The organism is Butyrivibrio sp. NC2002, from assembly GCF_000702265.1.
Taxonomy (GTDB): Bacteria; Bacillota; Clostridia; order Lachnospirales; family Lachnospiraceae; genus Butyrivibrio.
The window spans coordinates 811447-827374 of sequence record NZ_KL370880.1 but is presented as its reverse complement, the minus strand read 5'-3'; the positions used below and the strand labels follow the sequence as shown (position 1 = coordinate 827374).

The following is a 15928-nucleotide window of genomic DNA, read 5'->3' as shown; positions in this document are numbered from 1 at the left end:
TTACATCCTGTCAGGTGCCGTGAATCCAAGAAGATCGATTCCTGTTTCAAGTACCTTAAGTGTTACATTCAGAAGAGCAATGTAGCCGCTCTTTTTCTCCTCGTCACTCTCAGAAAGGATCTTGGTTGAGTGATAGAAACTGTTAAGTGCATTGGATAACTCGTATATATATGCACATATTCTGTTAGGCATAAGGTCTTTTGCAGCGCTTTCAACCGCATCCGCAAAACGTGTAAGAAGAAGCATAAGGTTCTTCTCATCTGCTGACTCTGCATTTCTAAGAAGCGCCTCTTTAACATTTCCTCCGGCATTTTCATACTTAGAAAGAATTGACTTGATACGCACCATTGTGTAAAGGATGTACGGACCTGTATCTCCTTCGAATGATGTGAACTTGTCAATATCGAAAATGTAATCCTTTGAAGGCTGATTTGAGAGGTCGCCATACTTGATCGCAGCGAGCGCAACCTTGTGTGCCGTATCCTTAGCTTCAGCATCATCAATTTCCTGATTGCCTTCCTTTATGCGGTTGTACATCTTCTCGTCGATCTCTTTGATAAGATTCTCAAGACGCATAACGCCGCCTTCTCTTGTTTTGAAAGGCTTACCATCCTTGCCGTTCATTGTACCGAATCCTACAAAGTGAAGCTCCGTCTCAGGAAGAACAAGTTTTGTCTTTCTTGCACAGCGGAACACCTGTGTGAAGTAGAGTTCCTGGCGCTTATCTACTACATAGATAAGACCGTCGGGCTTGAACTCTTCCATTCTCTGCTGGATAGTAGCAAGGTCTGTTGTATTGTAAAGAGAAGCACCGTCTGACTTAAGGATCATGCAAGGCGGAATCTCCTTGGTATCTGTTTCTTCTGCAACATCAACTACAAGTGCGCCCTGGCTCTCATGAGCATATCCGTGCTGTTTCATGTAATCAACCATTCCGGGGATCACATCATGAACATCGGACTCACCTCTCCAGAGGTCAAAATCAACACTGAGGTTCTTGTAGTTTTTCTTAAGGTCATTGACAGAAACATTAAGTATATGGTGCCAAAGAGCACGATAGCCCTTGTCGCCGTCCTGAAGGAGCTTTGTAGCTTCCATAGCCTCTGCCTTGTATGCCTCATCTTCTTTTGACTTGGCACTTGCTGCAGGATAAATCTCCTCAAGCTCACTTATAGTAAACGGAGGCTCCTTGGGATACTGTCCCGAATGCTCTTTATCAAAATACGGAAGATCGGGCTTACGCTTTTTAAGCTCTGTTATGATAAGCCCCATCTGAAGTCCCCAGTCACCAAGATGAATATCGCCTGTAACTTTGTATCCGGCATATTTAAGGATTCTCTTGATACTCTCTCCGATAACTGCTGAACGAAGGTGTCCAACGTGAAGCGGCTTCGCAACGTTTGGTCCGCCGTAATCTATCATGAAGTTAGGTGCATGCATTGGCTCTTTTACGCCAAAATGATGCTCATGAAGCATTCTTACGATATAGTTTCTTACGAAATCTTCGCTTACTTTAAGATTAAGAAATCCCGGCTTTACGGATTCAACTGATGAAAAGATTTCGCTATCCTGAAGATTTTTTGCAACAGCATCAGCGATCATAAAGGGAGCCTTACCATATTTTTTTGCACCTGCCATAGCACCGTTACACTGATACTCACAAAGATCAGGTCTGTTTGAAAGTGTTACCTTTCCAAGCTCTGCATCGTAGCCTGCTGCCTCAAATGCAGCAGATACTTCTTTTGAAATTAACTCTAAGATTTTTTCCAAAACAATCTTCCTTCCTGAGTGAACTGTTCATATTATTAGCAGTTCCTAAATATTCAACTCTTAATTCTAATGAATTCTATCACAAATATATATAAATGTGGAATTATTTATTTTTAACCCTCGAAAACTCGCACCCGCAGAAATCCTGTCTGTACAGGCCAAACTTGTGTGACAGCTCTATAGAGCGCTTGTAGCCTTCTTTTTTCTTAAAATCAGACGGAATCCAGTTTACACCGTACTTTTCTCCCATCGCTTCGCCTATAGTATTTAGTCTTACCGCATCTTTTAGCGGAGAAATCGTCAGTGTCGTTGTGAAAAAATCAAATCCGTTTTCTTTTGCGATCCTTGCAGATTCCTCAAGTCTAAGCTCAAAACACTTTGTGCACCTGTCCCCTCCTTCAGGGCAGTCCTCAAGTCCTTTTACCGCATTCAGGAAATCGGAAACCACATAGTCGCCTTCCATGATATTTATTATCCTTGCGTTTTCATCCGAATGCATATCCTCAAAATCCCCGGTTTCTACCTGCCTGTTATACTCGGCTATGAGTCTTTTTTCCTCTTCGACTCTCTTTCTGTATTCAGGCTCTCTCATGATATTGGGATTATAGTAAAAAACCGTAATATCAAAATACTGTCTAAGATACTCAAGGCAATGCGACGAACACGGAGCGCAGCACGCATGAAGAAGTAGCTTTGGATAAATTCCCTCCTTCTGAAACTCCGATATTTTATTTTCCAATTCCTTTGCGTAATTTCTTTTGTTCATTTTCTTTTCTCCGTTTTTACAATATTACCACAACAGAATCTTTTTTCAGCTAAAATTTTTCTTATCTGCTTCAAAATAGGTTATGATATAAGAATGAATTATCAGAACAAAAAACAAGTATATATATACAAAAAAGCATACCGGAAAGCAGGATAAAAAAATGAATTTCAGACGTGCACAAAAAAAGGATCTTCCCAGGATACATGAACTGTTAAGACAGGTTAATCTTGTTCATTACGAGGGAAGACCCGATCTGTTCAAAAAAAATAATAAATATACCGATGAGGAACTCGTAGAAATATTAGGAGACGACAATCGCCCTATTTTTGCAGTTGTTGATGATAACGACCTGATGATCGGCTATGCCTTTTGCATGCACATACAGCACATAAATGACAACCTCCTGACCGACATCAAAACACTCTACATTGATGATCTGTGCGTCGATGAAAATTCAAGAGGTCAGCATGCAGGAAAGCAACTCTATAATCATGTCATCTCCTGGGCAAAAGAGCATGGCTACTACAACGTAACTTTAAATGTCTGGTGCCTTAACGAAAGCGCCATGAAGTTCTATGAATCCGTTGGCATGAAGCCCTACAAGATCGGAATGGAGACGCTGCTCTGATAAGCATCAAATATCTTGCCTATTCCGAATTCAATTTTTCGGAATAAGCATGATATCGAGATCGACTTCACCATCAACTCCCGGAACCTTTCCTGTGTTTGAATACTGCCAACAGGTAAAATCGTACGGAGTCTGCGGAGCAGGCTCATAGTCAGCATACCAGACTGGATACCTGCCTATTTTCTCCATATCAAATTGAAATGCCTCCCACATAAGGTTACTGTAAACCATGGGTTCAAAACCCGCATCCCTTATCAGCTCGCAGAACGTTATCGTATTTTCCGTAAACTGCTCCCCTGTTACATTATCTGTCCTTGCCACATCATCAAGTACATTCTCAGGATCAAAGACAACAGGAAGCTCCAGCTTATAGTCCTTTAAGATTTTAAGGACAAGCGCCGCTTCTTCCTGAGCTTCATCAGTATTTATGGCCTGTGAATAAAAATAGCATCCTACATCGAGTCCAGCCTCATGAGCCTTATCTATATACTCGCGAAACATCTTGTCTTCATTTAACGTGCCCTCTTCGCCGTATCCGCGGTATCCGATCCTTAAGAAAACAAAGTCGATCCCTGATTCTTTCACAGCATTAAAATCAATGTCACCGTTGTGATGAGATACATCAATTCCCAGTCTGTAGGTATATCTGTCATCTCCTTCGTAGGATTCATATTCACCGAACCTGTAAAAAGAAGACATGTAGTAGTCGTGTTTTTTTACATTGGGATTGACTTCCATTTGGTGAGACTCACCATAAGCATCCAAAAAAAGAAGGTAGTTTGTCTCCTGCGGCTGCTCCAAAGAGTCAATGCCATTGGGCGTCTCTTCCAAGGATTCTTTATCACTGTCTAAAAGTTCAGAGCTATCCTCAATTTCAGCCCCCGATAATTCAGAATCCGTTATTTCAGATTCCGTCATTTCTGATTCCGACAGTTCCGGCTCCGTTATTTCATTCTCAGCTACTTCTGGTTCAAATATTTCCGGCTCTGCTAATTCTGCTTCACTTTCTTTGGCAGGTTCTGATTTCTCAGCTTCGCTCTCAGTACTCACATTTTCTTTACTTGTATAATCTTTTCTCGCGGTGTACCTTGATATTTCAAATATCAAAAACGCTGCAAGCATGCACACCACCACAATAAGTATTGCTCTTTTCATAATTCCCCTATGCTTAGCAATTGGCTGCTTAATCTGTTTTTATTTATCTTAATAATATCAGTAATAGCATTAAAATCAAAAATCCCCTCACTCTATGGCACAAAGACCTCCCAAAAGCCATGCTTTTGAGGCAGATTCAGAGTACCACAAAATGAGGGGATTGTAATTTTTAATTACTAAACTTCCACAACTCGAGAGGCTATGGGAAGTTATTTAATAAACGAATACAGACATCAGATTTTTGCAATGTCTACAAGTTCAAGCGTATCTTCCTTGTAAGCATCTTCAAGGCTTGTCACAAGAGCTCTTGCTGTATCGAGGGCTGTTATTACATTTACGCCGGTCTCAATAGCAGTTCTGCGGATAAGGAATCCGTCTCTGGTCTTGTCACGTCCCTGAGTAGGTGTATCTATTACAAGGTCGATCCTGTGTCCTAAGATAAGGTCGATGACTGTAGGTGATTCCTGACTTATCCTGTTTATCTTTCTAGCCTTTACACCATTTTCATTAAGTGTATCTGCTGTAGATCTTGTAGCATAGATTATATATCCAAGCTTTTCAAAACGTCTTGCAATCTCAATCACTTCACCCTTGTCAGCATCCTTAACCGTGATGATCATCTGCTTGTGCTTAGGGAGTCTTATACCTGCTCCAAGGAATGCCTTATAAAGTGCTTCACTGTAGGACTTGCTGATACCAAGGCACTCACCTGTACTCTTCATCTCAGGTCCAAGGCTTATCTCGGCGCCGCGGATCTTCTCAAAGGAGAACACAGGCATCTTGATCGCAACATGTTCTGCCTCAGGCTGAAGTCCGGGAGTATATCCCAGGTCTTTTAACTTTTTACCCATCATTACCTGCGCTGCAAGATCAACGATCGGAATACCTGTAACCTTGCTTATGTAAGGAACGGTACGTGATGATCTCGGGTTAGCCTCGATAATATATACCTCATCGCCCACTGCGATAAACTGTACATTTATAAGACCTACTACATGAAGGGCCTTCGCAAGTCTCTTAGTGTATTCTGCAATAGTCTCCTTAACCTTATCTGAAAGTGACTGCGCAGGATATACAGATATTGAGTCGCCTGAGTGAATACCCGATCTCTCAATATGCTCCATGATACCGGGGATTACTATATCCTCTCCGTCACAAACAGCGTCAACTTCTGTCTCTACACCCTGAAGATATTTATCTACAAGGATAGGATGATCCTGAGCAATTCTGTTTATGATATTTATGAACTCTTCGATCTCCTGATCTGAAATAGCAATCTGCATACCCTGACCACCAAGTACATAGGAAGGTCTTACAAGAACGGGATATCCCAGTCTGTTTGCAACTTCTTTTGCTTCCTCAGCTGTGTAAACTGTCGCACCTTCTGCGCGCTTGATTTTGGTCTCCTCAAGGATTCTGTCGAAAAGCTCTCTGTCCTCAGCAGCATCTACATCTTCTGCTTTTGTTCCGTAAATCTTAACACCCATCTTCATGAGATCCTGAGTGAGCTTGATAGCCGTCTGACCACCGAACTGAACAACTGCTCCGTCAGGTTTCTCAAGCCTTACGATGTTTTCCACATCCTCGGGAGTAAGAGGCTCAAAGTAGAGCTTATCTGCTATATCAAAGTCAGTTGAAACCGTTTCAGGGTTGTTGTTAACGATGATAGTCTCAAATCCAGCCTTTTCAAAAGCCCATGTTGCATGAACAGAGCAATAATCAAACTCAATACCCTGACCGATTCTGATAGGGCCGGATCCAAGTACGAGAATCTTCTTTTTAGCTTCCTTTTCTGTGCTATTAGAGCTATCAGCGCTGTCATCAGCCTCATTTTCTTCATTCTCATCGCCGTAAACCGAGTAGTAATATGGAGTCTCAGCAGCAAACTCAGCTGCACAGGTATCAACCAGCTTGTAAGCAGCTTTTATCTTATAAAAATCTCTAAGTTCTTTTAAAGCATCAACTGAAAATCTTGTAAGTCTGCTGATAACAGAATCGGGATATTCAAGTCTCTTTGCTTCAAGAAGTGTGCTGTATGTGATAAGCTTCTTTGCCTCATCAAACTCAGCCTTTGAAAATGCCTTGTTTGCATCAAATGAAGCATTGCCTTCAGCTGTAGCACTTATCTCATCCATTGTTTTCTTAAGAGAAACAGTATTCTTCTCACCGATCCTCAAAAGCTTGAGCTCCATCTTTACAAGTGTGTGGAGCTTATCTATGAACCAGTGGTCGATCATAGTAATTTCATGGATTTCGTCGTGGCTCATACCGCGGCGAAGTGCTTCTGCAATAACCCATATTCTCTGGTCATCCACAACCTTGAGACGATCTGTAAGTTCATCATCATCAAGCTCTGAAAAGTCATAGCTTGTAAGGCAGTCCACATGCTGTTCCAGTGAACGAATTGCTTTCATCATTGCACCTTCAAAATTAGTGCAGATTGACATCACCTCACCGGTAGCTTTCATCTGTGTGGTAAGTGTACGTTTTGCCGTAATAAACTTATCAAAAGGAAGTCTGGGGAACTTAACTACGCAGTAGTCAAGCGCAGGCTCAAAGCTTGCATAAGTTTTTCCTGTAATGGCATTTTTTATCTCATCAAGTGTATAGCCAAGAGCAATCTTAGCAGCAACCTTGGCGATAGGATATCCTGTTGCCTTGGATGCAAGAGCTGAAGAGCGGCTTACACGAGGGTTAACTTCTATTACGCAGTACTCAAAGCTTGTGGGATGAAGTGCAAACTGTACGTTACATCCACCTGTTATCTGAAGCTCATCAATTATGTTAAGTGCAGCACTTCTGAGCATCTGATACTCTTTGTCGCTAAGTGTCTGAGAAGGTGCAACTACGATACTGTCACCTGTGTGTACGCCGACAGGGTCGATGTTCTCCATGTTGCAGACAGTGATGCAGTTTCCTGCACTGTCTCTTATTACTTCGTACTCGATTTCCTTCCATCCGGAGATACATCTCTCAACCAGTACTTCGTTTGCTCTTGAAAGTCTAAGACCGTTCTCAAGGATTTCCTCACACTGAGTTCTGTTGTAAGCGATACCACCGCCGCTACCACCAAGTGTAAAAGCAGGTCTCAAAACTACGGGATAACCGATCTTATCTGCAAAAGAGACACCGTCCTCAACATTGTGAACAACAAGTGATGCTGCGCAGGGCTCACCGATCTTTTCCATAGTATCTTTGAATTCCTGACGATCCTCAGCTTTTTTGATGGTCTCTGCGGTTGTTCCAAGAAGCTTTACGCCATGCTTTTCCAAAAATCCTGACTCGGCAAGCTCCATACCCAGATTAAGCCCGGCCTGACCTCCCAGTGTAGGAAGCACACTGTCAGGCTTTTCCTTCTCTATTATCTGTTCAAGAACCTTAACTGTAAGAGGCTCTATGTACACTTCATCTGCTATATCTTTATCAGTCATGATGGTTGCGGGATTGGAGTTTACAAGGACAACCTCGATACCCTCCTCTTTAAGAGAGCGGCAGGCCTGTGTTCCTGCATAGTCAAACTCTGCTGCCTGTCCGATAACTATAGGACCCGAACCTATGACTAAAACCTTTTTTACATCTTTATTCTTTGGCATTTGTATATCCTTCCTAATTTTTTAGTTGCATGTTTTTCACAGCAAAAATCACTTTTCGCAGATCATGTTTATGAATCTGTCAAACAAATATCCGCTGTCCTGAGGACCGCAGCAGGCTTCGGGATGGAACTGAACTGTGAAGATGTTCTTTCCAACATATTTGAGCCCTTCGTTTGTCCCGTCATTTACATTTACGAATGCAGGAACAGCTATGTTTTTGTCGAGTTTATCAGTGTCCACGACATAGCCGTGATTCTGCGAAGATATATATACTCTGCCTGTCTCAAGGTCTTTTACGGGGTGATTTCCTCCGCGGTGACCATATTTCATCTTGTATGTATCAGCACCTGTTGCAAGTGCCATGAGCTGATGTCCGAGGCAGATAGCGAAAATCGGAACATCAGAATCATACATTTTCTTTATCTCTTTAATTACGCCTGTGCACTCCTTCGGATCTCCGGGGCCGTTACTAAGCATAATTCCGTCAGGCTTTGCTTCAAGGATCTCTTCTGCTGTAGTATCAAAAGGATAAACCGTCACATCACAGCCTCTTGCAGCAAGTGAATCTGCAATATTATTCTTGGCGCCAAGATCGAGAAGTGCTATTTTAAGGCCTTTTCCATTCAGCTTCTTTATAAGGCTGGGGCGCTTTTCTCTCTTTGATAAATCGCCCTTTAAAGAAGCTTCGTAATCAGCTTTGTTAAACACTGCACTTCCGGAAATAGGACCATTTTCCGCAAGATCAGTTGTCCCTTTTATGAACTTCTTTTCCTTGCAGGAAACCTTCTCAACCACGTTGCCTGTTGTGTATTCCTTAAGCTTTGGAATGATCGTATCCAAGTTGTAATTTTCATCTGTTGTTATCATTCCGTTCATGGTTCCCTTTTCACGAAGGATACGCACGAGTTTTCTCGTGTCGATTCCTTCGATTCCGGGGATATCATATTCTTCCAAAAATTCCTGAATTGTCAGATCACAGCGGAAGTTTGAGGCAACAGCTGACAGTTCTCTTACGATAACTGCATCGAGCCAGATGCGCTCTGATTCCATATCCTGTCTGCATACACCGTAATTACCGATAAGCGGATATGTCATGCAAACCGCCTGTCCTGCATAAGAAGGATCAGTAAAAACCTCCGTATAGCCTGCCATAGATGTATTAAAAACAATTTCACTTATGACTTCTTTTTGAGCACCTATTGCTGTGCCACAGAAAACGGTTCCGTCTTCCAAGATCAAAAATGCTTTCATTAACTCCTCCTCTATAAACGCCAGTTTATAGCTAACTTAGTCCGGTCGGATACGGATACCGTAAGCGCCCCAAAAACATGCGCTAACGGTAACCAGCTCCTAAAATTGCGCATTATTTAAAGTAATCTACACCACTTTCAAATATCTTCATATCCTGCTCGCCAAAGATGTTTATGGCAACATTGTCGCCTCTTCTCTCTGAGTGGCACATCTTACCAAGGCATCTTCCATCAGGTGAAGTTATGCCTTCAACAGCCATGTAAGAGCCGTTGATGTTCCATCTGTTATCCAGATGAACCTCTCCGTCAGGATCGCAATACTGTGTGATCACCTGACCATTCTCAAACAATTTTGTAAGAACATCTACAGGCGCAACAAATCTTCCCTCACCGTGAGAAGCAGGATTTACGTATACTCCGCCAAGCTCTGCCTTCTGCATCCAGGGTGACTTGTTACTTACAACCTTGAGATAAGCCATTGTTGAAATATGACGTCCTATTGTATTGAAGGTAAGTGTCGGGCTCTCAGGATTCTGGCCTGTGATCTGTCCGTTAGGAACAAGGCCAAGCTTGATCATAGCCTGGAAACCGTTACAAATACCAAGTGCAAGACCATCTCTGTTCTGAAGAAGGTCATTTACCGCTTCCTTTATCACTTCATTCTGGAAAGCAGTTGCGAAGAACTTAGCACTTCCGTCAGGCTCATCACCTGCTGAAAATCCGCCGGGGAACATGATGATCTGTGCTTTTTCAATGCTCTTCTTAAATTCATCTATTGATTCTAAGATGTCGTTTGCATCTCTGTTTCTGAAAATCTTAACTATCGTATCAGCGCCTGCTCTCTCAAATGCTGCAGCGGAATCGTACTCGCAGTTGCTTCCGGGGAAAACAGGTATAAATACTGTAGGCTTAGCTGTCTTGTTTTTACATACATAGACAGAGTCAGCCTTGTATTCTTTTGTAAGAGCTCCGTCTCCGAAAATGCTCTTCTTATCAGGGCTCTCAGTATCATCCTCAGATACGGGCGCAACTGAAGGGAATACCTTTTCAAGTTTTCCTGTCCACTTTTCAAGAGCCTCATCAAGTGCTATCTCAACATTTCCAACTGTAAACTTATTATCAGCTGTAACTACACCGATCTCTCTTGCTTCTCTAAGAGCAAGAACTTCTCCTGCCTTATCTGCAGGAACCTCAACAAGGATGTTACCGATCCTGTTTGTGAACAGATCCTCGTGCTTTACGCATTCTGCGATCTTTACACCGAATCCGTTACCAAATGCCATGCGGCTTATTGCTGCTGCAACGCCGTAAGAATCGATAGCATAAGCAGATACAACCATGCCCTTCTGCATGAGAGAGTGTATCTCGTCATAGCGGGCCATTACCTTTTCATAGTCGGGAAGATCGTACTCATCTCTGTCTATAGGAAGCTCTATGAGCATGTTGCCTGCTGCCTTAAGCTCAGGAGTGATAACATCCTTGCCCTCTGCTACGTCAACCGCAAAAGATACAAGTGTCGGAGGAACGTTGATCTCGCCTGATGCTCTCTTCTCATCACCTTCATAGAAGAATGAACCTGACATTGAATCCTTACCGCCTATTGAAGCAATGCCGAATCTGAGCTGTGCTTCAAATGATCCAAGGAGTGCACTAAGGGGCTGGCTCCATCTGGTCTTGTCGGCAGTCATTCTCTGGAAGTACTCCTGGAATGTAAGGTGGAGTTTCTTGTAATCACCACCTGTAGCCACTATTCTTGCGATAGATTCTGTTACAGCATAAGCTGCTCCGTGGTACGGGCTCCATGATGAAAGGAACGGATCAAATCCATAAGCCATCATGGTTACTGTATCTGTTTTTCCGCCAAGAACAGGAAGTTTTGCAACCATTGCCTGTGTCTCTGTAAGCTGATATTTTCCGCCGTAAGGCATTGTAACTGTGCCTGCTCCGATCGATGAGTCAAACATCTCAACAAGACCCTTTTGTGAGCATACGTTGAGGTCAGCCAATTCAGAGAGCCATGCTTTCTTTATATCATTTTCTGCAAGCGCATCTGCTGCACCCTTGCATGCAATCTTATCAAAATAGTTGTCTTCCTTTTTAGGAGCAGCAACTTCAACCTCAGTTTCCTGATGAGCTCCGTTTGTATCAAGGAATGCACGCTTAATATCTACAATCTTCTTGCCTCTCCATGTAAGGACAAGTCTGGGTTCTTCTGTAACTACCGCAACCTTTACTGCTTCAAGGTTCTCTTCTGCAGCATAGGAAAGGAACTTGTCTACCTGTGAAGGATCAACAACAACCGCCATACGCTCCTGAGACTCCGAAATAGCAAGCTCTGTTCCATCAAGACCTGCATATTTCTTCGGAACCTTGTCAAGGTCTACAAGAAGTCCGTCTGCAAGTTCACCGATTGCCACGGAAACACCGCCTGCACCAAAGTCGTTACATTTCTTTATAAGCTCACTTACTTCAGGTCTTCTGAAAAGTCTCTGAAGCTTACGCTCTGTAGGAGCATTACCTTTTTGTACCTCAGCGCCGCAGGTAAGGATTGAATCTGCTGTGTGAGCTTTGGAAGAACCGGTTGCACCGCCGCAGCCGTCACGTCCTGTGCGTCCGCCAAGAAGTACGATGATATCTCCGGGATCTGAGCTCTCTCTTATTACATGTTCCTGAGGTGCAGCGCCCATAACTGCGCCGATCTCCATACGCTTTGCAACGTAGTTTGGATGATAAATCTCTTTTACATAGCCTGTTGCAAGACCAATCTGGTTACCATAGCTTGAGTAACCTGATGCTGCGCCGCGAACAAGCTTTTTCTGTGAAAGCTTGCCCTTAAGTGTTTCTGCAACCGGAACTGTCGGATCAGCCGCACCTGTAACTCTCATTGCCTGATATACATAGCCTCTTCCTGAAAGCGGATCTCTTATAGCACCGCCAAGGCAGGTAGCTGCGCCACCGAAAGGCTCAATCTCTGTAGGATGGTTATGAGTCTCGTTCTTGAAAAATACAAGCCAGTTTTCAGTTTGAGGTCCTTTGCCGTAATCAACTTCGATAGGCACAACAACTGTGCAGGCATTGTTTTCCTCAGACTCTTCCATATCTGTAAGCTTGCCGTCTTTTTTGAGCTTCTTCATGCCCATAAGTGCGATGTCCATAAGTGAGATGAATTTCTCTTCTCTCTTCTTGGGATCAGCATATACATCCTCTCTTGCACTAAGGTATTTGTCGTAGGAAGCCTTGATAGGTGCCTGATAGAAACCATCTTCAAAGCTTACGTTCTTAAGCTCTGTGCCGAATGTAGTATGACGGCAGTGGTCAGACCAGTAGGTATCAAGAACACGGATCTCAGTCATTGAAGGATCGCGATTTTCATCGTCCTTAAAATACTGCTGGATCCATTTGAAGTCATTAAAAGTCATGGCAAGTCCGAATGAATCGTAGAGCTTTTTGAGTTCATCCTGTGCCATATCCTTAAAGCCATCAAGGATCTTAACATCCTCCGGCTCTTCAAAATTGTCAACAAGTGTTTCAGGCTTGTTCTCGTCTGCGATTCTGGAATCCACAGGATTCATTGTGTATTCCTCGATCTTCTTAAGCTCATCCTCTGAAACATTGCCGATGAGCATATATGTTACAGCTGTGCGGATCACAGGCTGCTCGTCGCCCTTAATGAATCTTACGCACTGCACAGCAGAGTCAGCTCTCTGGTCGAACTGTCCGGGAAGTGCTTCAACGCTGAATACTTTTGCTCCTTCAGGGATTTCGATCTCTTCACGATACAAAATATCTACAGGCGGCTCTGAAAAAACTGTTGTCAAAGCTTTTTCAAATACTTCGTCCGAAACATTCTCCACATCATATCTGATAAATACTCTTACCTTAGATACACTTGTTATTCCAAGGTAACTCTTGATCTCGGAACGCAGCTCCTTCGCTTTTCCTGCATAAGGTGCTTTTTTCTCCACATAGATTCGTCTGACTTTGCTCATAATCTCCTCCATATAAATATATTATTTCAAAAAAAATCAGTGAATTAATAATAATTTCACTGATTAATTAGCTGGCAACAGGGACAAGTCCCTCCAATATATATAATAGTTCACGGTCCACCGCGGCTTCATTAATACCAAAAGTTTTTGAAGATACCTTAAGACCCTCAACCACGTACATGAGGTTGCGGGCACATCCGTGAGGATCACTGCATTCAAATTCGCCGCTGCGAATACCGTTTTCAATCAAAGTTTCAACAATCTGAACACCTGCTTCAAATTGTTTATAGAGAGGGTTATCCTGAAAAGGAATCTCCCTCGATGAGAAATACTCATATGTAGCAATCACAAGACTATTCTTCTTTCGAAGAATTTCTTTCTTTTGCTCTTTCAAGAAAAGTGCCAGCATTTCGCCGGCAGTAGCATCGTTATTTAATGCTTTTTCAATAGCGTCATCATCATCTGAATCAGAATCATCAGACAATACGGCAAGGAAAAGTTCTTCAACACTTGAGAAATAGAGATAAAGGCCTCCACGACTGATGTCACAAGCTTCTACGACATCTTTCATGGTGACGCTCTTAAAACCTTTTTCTGCAAAAACTCCTCGAGCTTTTTCCAGAATATATTTTCTTTTCTGAGCAGACTTCTCACTCATTCGAAAACTCCTGAAAAACTATTGTTGATACTCTTCTCTCGCAAAAAGTGTTCTTATAATTCACCCCAGAAATGAAGCAAATCTCTCATCTTCTCAACTACATTGTAAAGGACTCCTGTGTAAACGCCCTCTGCCCAGACCGTACCCTTGGTCTGACCTTCAAGAATGTACTTGCTCAAAATACCGGCCAGATCATCCATATTCATGATGTCTGCGTCGTCGATAAAGGCAAGTTCATCTTTATAATTGTTCAGATGATTTCTGACAAGAACATAACTGTAATTGCGATTCATCATCCCGGTCTGCTGGCACTGCTTCACAAAATTAAGAAGCATGGAATCATAGACCGGAAAAGGCATGGAATTCGAAAGCTCACTGTTTGAATAGCTCTCTGCTACCTGCTGACTTGTGTGTTCCTTAAGCCAATCAATATAAGGCACAAGCGATTCAACATCACTTTTATATCTTGAAATAATGTCTTCTACGCTGTTTTCGCCATCTTTTCCTTCAAACATAATTTAGTCCCTCACTCATAAGTAATGCCCAAAAGAATTTTATCTCAATGATTATATCAATAAGAAATAAAAATGTATAGAAGTAATTTAGACAGAATTTGTGAAAAACCATGATATGGTTTATACTTGTTGAAAAATGCGGATAAATACTGCAAAAAATTTTTCAAGGACAAATAAATGAAATATTTTCTTCTATATATTAAGCAGACACTCAGATTTGTATTAAAGCCATTATCATTTGTACCTGCCATAATCATGATGTGTCTTATATTTACTTTTTCAAGTCAGGATGCAGACACAAGCAGTGCCTTAAGCTACAAGGTGGGCGTCGAAGTTCTGACAGTGACAAATGACGTCTTTGACCAGGGCTGGACCATGTCTCACATCGCGGCCTTAAGCGAACAGTATCAGCACTATATAAGGAAGCTTGCGCACTTTACCGAGTACCTGATCCTTGCGATAACTGTTGCTTTTCCTCTGTATGTATACGGCGTACGGGGTATCCCGCTTGTATTCATGGCCGGTGTTATATGCGTAGGTTATGCCTGCCTGGACGAATATCATCAGTCCTTTATTGCAGGCAGAACTCCTATGAAAAAAGATATTGCAATAGACAGCATCGGATCATTCATCGGTATCATCATGACCAGGGTCCTTGGTTTTACCGGCAGAATGACGATCTTCAGGCCACTTGCATACAAGGAAAGTGAACGGGGATACTAAACTTACTTCATCAGGAAGCCAATATCTCCGTTTTTCACTATCGTAATATCCGCCAAATCCGCATTTGGGATAAGTTTTCTCTCTTCTTCTATCTTCTCATCATCCCATCCAAAGGTATTTAAGAAAATCCCGGGGATACCGCATGCAGACGCTATTCCCATATCACTCTGCATATCATTTCCGACCATAACAGCTTCTTTTGTATTCACATTAAACTGCTCAATAAGGGATCTCAAAAATTCCGGCTGAGGCTTTCTTATCTGCTTATCCGAAGAAATATAGACTCCGTCAAGGTAATCAAGCACACCTGTCATTTCAAGTTCTACTCTCGTAAAGCTGCCCTGTGCGTTTGACAAAAGATAAAGCTTGCAGCCCTTCTTTTTCAGGAACTGCATAGTCTTAATAGTATTTGGATATGCGCTAAGTCTCTCTCTTGATAAAACCCTGAACATGTTGCTGAGCATATAAACCCACTCACTCTGGGCTATTTCCTCGACAGATAAAAGTCTTACCTGTTTGCCGTCAATAGTAGCCTTGGTCTCGTGATGCCTTGGCGCCTCAACAAGAAGTCTGGCAAAGACTCTGTCAAGCTGGATCTCCGGAAAATCGAGCTGCATATCCGGGTGCCAGACACCCATAACTTTTTTCACATGATTGGTCTCATCAGCACACAGCCTGTCGTAAAATTCATGTATTTCTTTTCCGGTATAATCTGCACCGTAAGCTGCATAAATTCCCGCAAGCTTTTTCCACAGGTCCTTTTTCCCTTCATCAGTTTTGATATCTACAAGAGTTCCGTAGTAATCAAAGATGTATGTTCCGTACAGTTTTCCTGTCATTATTCCTCCCGCAAAATCTTCGTTATTTTGCAACATAATAAT

General features: G+C 42.5%; 11 protein-coding genes. 2 read left to right on the top strand and 9 right to left on the bottom strand.

Features of this window, described 5'->3' with window-relative positions:
* Both argS and T543_RS10570 read right to left on the bottom strand, forming a co-directional pair.
* Window positions 1-1770 carry an arginine--tRNA ligase gene (gene argS / locus T543_RS10575; RefSeq protein WP_035768156.1) on the bottom strand — a complete coding sequence of 590 codons (1770 nt, stop codon included), beginning with the start codon at window positions 1768-1770 and terminating at the stop codon, window positions 1-3.
* A 103-nt stretch (window positions 1771-1873) separates the two neighbouring features.
* The gene (locus T543_RS10570; protein WP_035768155.1) at window positions 1874-2536 is read right to left on the bottom strand and encodes an epoxyqueuosine reductase QueH; all 663 of its coding nucleotides are present in this window, start codon (window positions 2534-2536) and stop codon (window positions 1874-1876) included.
* Between the two features lie 160 nt (window positions 2537-2696).
* On the opposite strand from T543_RS10570, the gene T543_RS10565 reads away from it, so the two are divergent.
* Window positions 2697-3164, top strand: coding sequence for a GNAT family N-acetyltransferase (locus T543_RS10565; RefSeq protein ID WP_035768154.1), 468 nt, complete (start codon window positions 2697-2699; stop codon window positions 3162-3164).
* Window positions 3165-3194: 30 nt separating this feature from the next.
* On the opposite strand, the gene T543_RS10560 is transcribed toward T543_RS10565, so the two are convergent.
* The 6 genes from T543_RS10560 to T543_RS10535 form a co-directional block, all read right to left on the bottom strand.
* The gene (locus T543_RS10560; protein WP_155843237.1) at window positions 3195-4319 is read right to left on the bottom strand and encodes a glycoside hydrolase family 25 protein; all 1125 of its coding nucleotides are present in this window, start codon (window positions 4317-4319) and stop codon (window positions 3195-3197) included.
* 233 nt (window positions 4320-4552) lie between these two features.
* Window positions 4553-7912: a carbamoyl-phosphate synthase large subunit gene (gene carB / locus T543_RS10555; RefSeq protein ID WP_035768153.1), complete on the bottom strand. Its 3360-nt coding sequence runs from the start codon at window positions 7910-7912 to the stop codon at window positions 4553-4555.
* A 48-nt stretch (window positions 7913-7960) separates the two neighbouring features.
* Window positions 7961-9163, bottom strand: a complete 1203-nt coding sequence (locus tag T543_RS10550; RefSeq protein ID WP_035768152.1) for a carbamoyl phosphate synthase small subunit — start codon at window positions 9161-9163, stop codon at window positions 7961-7963.
* A gap of 112 nt (window positions 9164-9275) precedes the next feature.
* Window positions 9276-13151, bottom strand: a complete 3876-nt coding sequence (locus T543_RS10545) for a phosphoribosylformylglycinamidine synthase (protein WP_155843235.1) — start codon at window positions 13149-13151, stop codon at window positions 9276-9278.
* A gap of 67 nt (window positions 13152-13218) precedes the next feature.
* Window positions 13219-13809 (bottom strand): TetR/AcrR family transcriptional regulator, encoded by a 591-nt coding sequence (locus tag T543_RS10540; protein ID WP_035768150.1) that lies wholly within the window; start codon window positions 13807-13809, stop codon window positions 13219-13221.
* Between the two features lie 53 nt (window positions 13810-13862).
* Window positions 13863-14324: a hypothetical protein gene (locus T543_RS10535; RefSeq protein WP_051638702.1), complete on the bottom strand. Its 462-nt coding sequence runs from the start codon at window positions 14322-14324 to the stop codon at window positions 13863-13865.
* A 177-nt stretch (window positions 14325-14501) separates the two neighbouring features.
* Here T543_RS10535 and T543_RS10530 point away from each other — a divergent pair, with 177 nt between their 5' ends.
* Window positions 14502-15047 (top strand): VanZ family protein, encoded by a 546-nt coding sequence (locus T543_RS10530; protein WP_035768149.1) that lies wholly within the window; start codon window positions 14502-14504, stop codon window positions 15045-15047.
* A gap of 2 nt (window positions 15048-15049) precedes the next feature.
* On the opposite strand, the gene T543_RS10525 is transcribed toward T543_RS10530, so the two are convergent.
* Window positions 15050-15886, bottom strand: coding sequence for an HAD family hydrolase (locus T543_RS10525; protein ID WP_035768148.1), 837 nt, complete (start codon window positions 15884-15886; stop codon window positions 15050-15052).
* Between the last annotated feature and the right edge of the window lie 42 nt (window positions 15887-15928).

What these genes read in the sequence shown, in the direction of transcription:
- T543_RS10570 (WP_035768155.1), bottom strand. Translation starts at nt 2,536, where the DNA reads ATGAACAAAAGAAATTACGCAAAGGAATTGGAAAATAAAATATCGGAG.
- T543_RS10565 (WP_035768154.1), top strand. Translation starts at nt 2,697, where the DNA reads ATGAATTTCAGACGTGCACAAAAAAAGGATCTTCCCAGGATACATGAA.
- T543_RS10560 (WP_155843237.1), bottom strand. Translation starts at nt 4,319, where the DNA reads ATGAAAAGAGCAATACTTATTGTGGTGGTGTGCATGCTTGCAGCGTTT.
- carB (WP_035768153.1), bottom strand. Translation starts at nt 7,912, where the DNA reads ATGCCAAAGAATAAAGATGTAAAAAAGGTTTTAGTCATAGGTTCGGGT.
- T543_RS10550 (WP_035768152.1), bottom strand. Translation starts at nt 9,163, where the DNA reads ATGAAAGCATTTTTGATCTTGGAAGACGGAACCGTTTTCTGTGGCACA.
- T543_RS10545 (WP_155843235.1), bottom strand. Translation starts at nt 13,151, where the DNA reads ATGAGCAAAGTCAGACGAATCTATGTGGAGAAAAAAGCACCTTATGCA.
- T543_RS10540 (WP_035768150.1), bottom strand. Translation starts at nt 13,809, where the DNA reads ATGAGTGAGAAGTCTGCTCAGAAAAGAAAATATATTCTGGAAAAAGCT.
- T543_RS10535 (WP_051638702.1), bottom strand. Translation starts at nt 14,324, where the DNA reads ATGTTTGAAGGAAAAGATGGCGAAAACAGCGTAGAAGACATTATTTCA.
- T543_RS10530 (WP_035768149.1), top strand. Translation starts at nt 14,502, where the DNA reads ATGAAATATTTTCTTCTATATATTAAGCAGACACTCAGATTTGTATTA.
- T543_RS10525 (WP_035768148.1), bottom strand. Translation starts at nt 15,886, where the DNA reads ATGACAGGAAAACTGTACGGAACATACATCTTTGATTACTACGGAACT.